The sequence below is a fragment of the Thiocapsa sp. C2-2m genome, assembly GCF_041903745.1.
GTDB lineage: Bacteria > Pseudomonadota > Gammaproteobacteria > Chromatiales > Chromatiaceae > Thiocapsa > Thiocapsa roseilacustris.
The window spans coordinates 1-5,403 of the sequence record NZ_JBBWVD010000088.1 but is presented as its reverse complement, the minus strand read 5'-3'; the positions used below and the strand labels follow the sequence as shown (position 1 = coordinate 5,403).

General features: G+C 61.3%; 6 protein-coding genes and 1 pseudogene. All 7 read right to left on the bottom strand.

What is annotated here, in order from left to right; genetic code table 11:
• Positions 1-144 precede the first annotated feature (144 nt).
• Entirely contained in the window at positions 145-444 is a 300-nt protein-coding gene (locus AADX97_RS28505) for a toxin-antitoxin system HicB family antitoxin (RefSeq protein ID WP_374237540.1), read from the bottom strand.
• A 101-nt stretch (positions 445-545) separates the two neighbouring features.
• Entirely contained in the window at positions 546-752 is a 207-nt protein-coding gene (locus AADX97_RS28500) for a hypothetical protein (RefSeq protein ID WP_374237539.1), read from the bottom strand.
• 17 nt (positions 753-769) lie between these two features.
• The gene (locus AADX97_RS28495) at positions 770-1,018 is read right to left on the bottom strand and encodes a four helix bundle protein (RefSeq protein WP_374237541.1); all 249 of its coding nucleotides are present in this window, start codon (positions 1,016-1,018) and stop codon (positions 770-772) included.
• Between the two features lie 300 nt (positions 1,019-1,318).
• Entirely contained in the window at positions 1,319-1,489 is a 171-nt protein-coding gene (locus AADX97_RS28490) for a hypothetical protein (protein WP_374237538.1), read from the bottom strand.
• Between the two features lie 32 nt (positions 1,490-1,521).
• Positions 1,522-1,998, bottom strand: a complete 477-nt coding sequence (locus tag AADX97_RS28485; protein WP_374237537.1) for a hypothetical protein — start codon at positions 1,996-1,998, stop codon at positions 1,522-1,524.
• Between the two features lie 9 nt (positions 1,999-2,007).
• Entirely contained in the window at positions 2,008-3,051 is a 1,044-nt protein-coding gene (locus tag AADX97_RS28480; RefSeq protein WP_374237536.1) for a hypothetical protein, read from the bottom strand.
• 121 nt (positions 3,052-3,172) lie between these two features.
• Positions 3,173-3,878, bottom strand: a pseudogene (locus AADX97_RS28475) (transposase).
• Between the last annotated feature and the right edge of the window lie 1,525 nt (positions 3,879-5,403).

Below are 5,403 nucleotides of genomic sequence, written 5' to 3'. Positions count from 1 at the left end.
AAGACGCATCTCGGCGACTCTATGCTGGCCCGGCGACGACAGGCGTTCAAGGCGCCGAAGCTCGACATGAAAACGGCATGAAGGTTTTGATGGGAAAGCCTGGGCGATTGAACATCCTAGCCGCCGACGCCTGCGACCAATCGGTCAAGGATCCAGGCGTCCAGACTCTTCTGCTCGCGCGTCGCCGCGCGGATCATCGCGGTTTGCAGCTCCGGTGCGATATCCAGGACCAAATGCCCAGCGTCCGGGCGATCGGGTTTCCTTTCCCTGCTCGGCGCAGAAGTCAAGATAGACATCGATGGAGGCTCGAAATTCGCGCATGATGTCCTCCGCGCTGGTGCCATGAAAGGTGACGACATCACGCGCATTGATGACCTCGCCGTGAAACAAACCGGCCGCGTCGTCGAGTGCAACGCGTCCGATATAGCCTTTGTATTCCATCATGGTGTTTCAGACTCCGAGACGGCAGGTCGGTTGCTGTCTTTGCCGAGCAAAGCAGCTCGACCGATCGCCCGCCCGCCAGGCTCGGCGTGGGCATGATGGCGTCATGGCGTCACCCGAAACACCTTCATCACCTTGCCCCCAGGACAGCGGATCGTCGAAGTCGGTGCCGAAGATGTCGATTGGGTGATGGTGTCCGGAAAAGCGGTCAGGCTCAATTCCTGCTGTTGCCGCAACGCTGAGTGCATGTCCCGCCGCGCACGAATCCACATCGACAGTCGGCCGGTGACTTCGTGCAGTGAACCGATCAAGCCTGGCCCCTTTTACTTCAGATGTTCAATAAGGCTTCGGAATTCGCCAGACCGATGTACTCCAGCCTCGCGCAGAGTTCGATAAAGGTCTCTAGCTCCGCCAGCGAGCCGCGCGCCATACCAAGCGACTGGAGAAACTCCCCCGTCGTTCTTCGCGCCTGTTCCTCGGCGATGTACGCCGCCACCGACGAGGCCGCGCGACGCATCTGCGAGGAAATCCCATATCTCTCTTCGACGGGCAATTGCCGCGTTTCGGCATAGATCATCACGGCCAAGTCCATTGATTTCTTCCAGACGATCAAGTCCCGATATGAATTGATAGATGTCATAAGGCGCCACCCGCTCTCCAGTGCTATCCACTAACCACTCTTCACTCGCCACTGTCATATCGGGCTCGCCGAAGATCACGAAGAGGTTGCCCGTGTTGGTGGCCTTCAGATCCTCGGCCATGTGCAGGTCGGCATTCATGCGCGCCTTGAGCACCGGGATGCGTCCGAGGGCCATGTTCATAACTCCGACCACACGGCCGCGTGACTGCGTAGTCAGGCCATCCTGGCCTGACAGAGTCAGGGCTGGAAGCCCTGACTACGCACGATTCGTCGGCCGCTGGCCGGGATTATGATCAAGGCCCGTCCGAGTTTGTTGCACTCCGTGGCGTGGGCCTCGTAGTTGAAGGCGCAGGCGATCAAGACATCGAAATCGGCGTCGCCCGCCTCGCGTGCGGCGGGCTTGTTCATAATTCCGACCACACGATCGGCTACCTGCGTAGTCAGGCCATCCTGGCCTGACAGAAACAGGGCTGGAAGCCCTGACTACGCATCTCACGCGCGCTGCTGGTCGGGATAACGATCAAGGCCCGTGCGGCGCTCACCAGATCCGGGCGGGTGACGGTGCCGAACTCGGGACCGATGAAAATCGCTGCGCGATTTTCAGTGGTGAGTGGCGAGTGATGAGTGGATAGCTGGGAATGGTCCGTGGCGAGCGATCTCTGACTCTCCACTCGCCCCTCGCGACTATCCACTGAAAACCTCCCCTCCGCGCAGATGAGCCCGCCGGGCCAAGGGGTCAGCGAGGTAAAGGTGATCTTGCCGTCCTTGTGCGCCTGCTGCACCCCGGCGACCTTGAGGTTGTCCAGGATCATCTGGGAAAAGGTCGGCTTGTCCCGGTTTTCTTCCCGGAACTTCGTCATCTCGACGCGTCGGCGCAGAGCGCCAAGCGCGGCGTGACACCACAGGAGCGGTGTCATGAGAAAATCTTACTCCCAGCCGATCGCTGTCTTCCACTTGCCGTCTTCTTCCAGGTAGGAGGTCATTAGGATACACATCTCTGCAAGCGAGTCCGGGGCTCTTGACGAAACGAACTCTCTGCCTTCGGCCATGTATCTCGCGCTGAAGCCAGCCGAAGTGCTGCCAGATACCTCGAACCAATTGTCTTCGTCACGCTTTAGGACGAGGAAAGTGATGTCGCTCCATGGTTGGTTCTCGATAGTGTCTGCGATCTGCCTCTGGGTCGCTACGTCCGAAACGATGGACACTTCGTTATCCGGCGGTGCGTAGAGTTCGAGCTTCATTGCGGTCTTGTCCAACGGTGATCTTTCTGGGCTGGTTGTGACTTGCCGCTCGTCAGGCGTGGGTGATGGTGCGGGGCCGCCGGCGGACGCCGCGCCCCTGCCGACGTCATAGATGAAGTGGAACCGGCGGCGCTCCCCCGCCCCGCAGGCGATGCCGAAGACCGGTGCGCCGAGCACCGCCGATAGACCCCCGGTGGCCCCGAGGCTGGACGGATCGATCGCATCGCGACAGGCGGGCTGGTCCCGGTGCGCGCGGTTCAAGGCCGCCAGCAATTCCGCGCGCAAGTCGACCGGAATCTGCGCCCAATCGAAGTCGGCGGTCGTGAAGGTGCGGTAAGCCTCGGGCGCTCGTACCGCAGTCAGGTCCGTCCGTTGTACCCAACCCTCCGCTCCCGGTTTAGTGGAGCGGCCCCGTCCTTCGATCAGTCGAATCCTGACCCAGTCGCCGTCGCTGACAAGGACCTCGACGTGCTCGGCGCGCGAAGGCGTCACTGCAATCGACCGACCCTCGTCCATGGACAGCGGCACATCCAGGACCAGGGCCGCATCCGCCCCGGGGCCGGCGCGCAGGCCCACCCCGTCCGTGGCGACTTCCAGGACCTCCCCCGGCACCAGTGCGCCGTCGCCCCCAGGGCGCGCCTGAGCCGGTAAGTCTCCAGGCAGCGCAAAGGAGCAGACCAGTATCGCGGCGAGCCAAGGCCCAGGACGGCCGCCGCGGCGCTTCGGCATGGTTCTCGAAAAGGCAGTGCTCATGGGTTCTCCCAAGGGTGTCGTGCCCAGAGGGCGGACGGGAAGGCGAGACCGGTATCCGAAGCGAGGTCAGGCGCGGGCAATTCCGGGAACAGTTTACTTAATCCCGTTCCGGCAGCTCAAAGAGATCCCGGGTGTTAGAGTCTCGTCGCGATGGTTTCGGCCCTGGCTTTTGTCGCTTGAGAGGGCGACCGAGGCGTTCATCCAGAGCTTCGACAAAGGAATCCGGACCGAGCGGTCGACCGGTGCCGGCATGCGCGTGCAGAAGGTGGGCGATGTCCGTGGCGTCAGTCTCGCCGATGAAGCGATCCCAGTCGGAGATCAGCTCCAACAGCGGACCCACGCTGACGAACTCGTCGTCAGCTCCGGCCAGATGGGCTCGGGCGCTCGACCACGGCCAGTCCTCCGGTCGTGCACAGAGCCGCGCACGGACGGGATTCAGCTCGACAGACCTGGCAGCGGCGATCAGATGCCGCTCGTCCATCACGAACGAGCGAAAACGCTCCTGCCAAAGGTGCCCTCGCCAGCCTTCGCGGAAATTGATCATGCGCGTGTAGCGACGATGCGCCTCGCCCAGGGCGTCGCGCAAACCGAACTCATCGGCCGGGACCAGGATCAGGTGCACAGGATTCGGCATGAGGCAGTAGACAAGCACCTGCGTGCCACACGCTCGACAGGAGGTTGACAGCAATCGCCGATACTCGGCGTAGTCCTCGTCGCAAAAAAAAGGTCCGCTGGCGTCGATTACCGCGCTGGGTCACATGATGTGGAATTTCCGGGACGACCACGCTTCGAAGTCTGGCCATCGGTCGGCCAATCCCTCGTCACAGAAACATCATTTCGTGTTCTAATCGATCCGAATCATCTCGTCTAGGGTATTAAGTAAACTGTCCCTGGAACTCCCAACTCCCGGACGCAACACTCGAGACGGGTGGGTGGCTAGCCCTTACCTGACCCGGACTTGCACCCGGTAAGAAGCGCCAAGCTTCGCTTGGCGCACTAACGTTCAAGCTGAGCGGGCGACTACGGCTGGACGCCAGGCCTGGGCTGGCGAAAATGTACCGCGTACCGCCAGACCGGGCCTGGTGGACTGCCGTTGGCGCTCCGCTTGCGCGAGGGGTTAGGCGTCACCGCGTCGGCCGGTTGCAGGGCTGCGGCAAGCGCTGCTTGCATGTCTTGTGGAAGGCTGGCGACACCTTTCAGCACCCCGGGTCCACCGCTATTCCACTGGACGGTAAATGTCCGTGGCTTTGCCTTACCGGAGTTGAACTCAGATACGTCTAGAACAGCTTCGGTGCCGCCCTCTACGAGCGCTATTGACGCACCAATCTTGACGGTTGGTCCCAGTTCCCGCACGGATACAAGGACGACGTTGCCGCTTTGACTTGCCGCTGCAGCGGCCGTATGTTTTGCCTGTTCCTCAGAGAGTTGCGGCAGGCGCTTTACCGAAGCAGACTTGAAGCATCCAGAAGACTCGAAGAATTGACCGATTCCAGCGGCGGCCGCAGTCTCTCGTTCGATAACATCCTTCTGATCTGCGCGCCACTGCGTCCGCCACAAGACGAGCGCTGTCACGGATGCCTCGCAGACTGGAGTTTGAGGTGACGGGCTGATCCTGATGGTGGGCGTTGGAGCACAGCCGCCAACAGCCAGTACGAGCGCGGCGCGGAGGATGAATTGGGAGTGGTGCATAGCGCAGGTTTGTCTCGTGCGAATTACGGTGACACTTTACCGTTTACCACAATTCCAGTTGTCTTGGATCCTTGTTGTTGGAAGAGGGTCGACCACGTGTTGCCAGTACCGGGACGAAGCGTTCGGCCAAGCCGCTTCTCAAGTTCGGCGAGTTCGTGCTCGCCCATCAATGGTCGTCCGATGGTCTGATCCCGAGTGAACGCGGCGACCCGTTCAGGGTCCGCTGGCATCTCCAAGAACTGGGCGACATTCTCCACGCGCTCCAGTCAAGGTCGAACAGTCACCAGGCCGTCGTCTTGGCGCCGGAGATGCGCGGGCGTGCTGGACCAAGGCCAATCGGCAGGCGTTGCAGCACGCCTCGCCTTGACGGGATTCAAAGCCACGTACCGGAAAGCTGCCATCACGTGTAGAGTCATCCATTGCCACGCAGCCGAACCGCCCTTGAAACACATGGCCTGTGACCCGCAATCGCGCGTTGATGTCTCCGCTGAATCGACAATGTGTTTCGCCGATGGCGCGTAGGATGTTCAATCGCCCAGGCTTTCCCATCAAAACCTTCATGCCGTTTTCATGTCGAGCTTCGGCGCCTTGAACGCCTGTCGTCGCCGGGCCAGCATAGAGTCGCCGAGATGCGTCTTG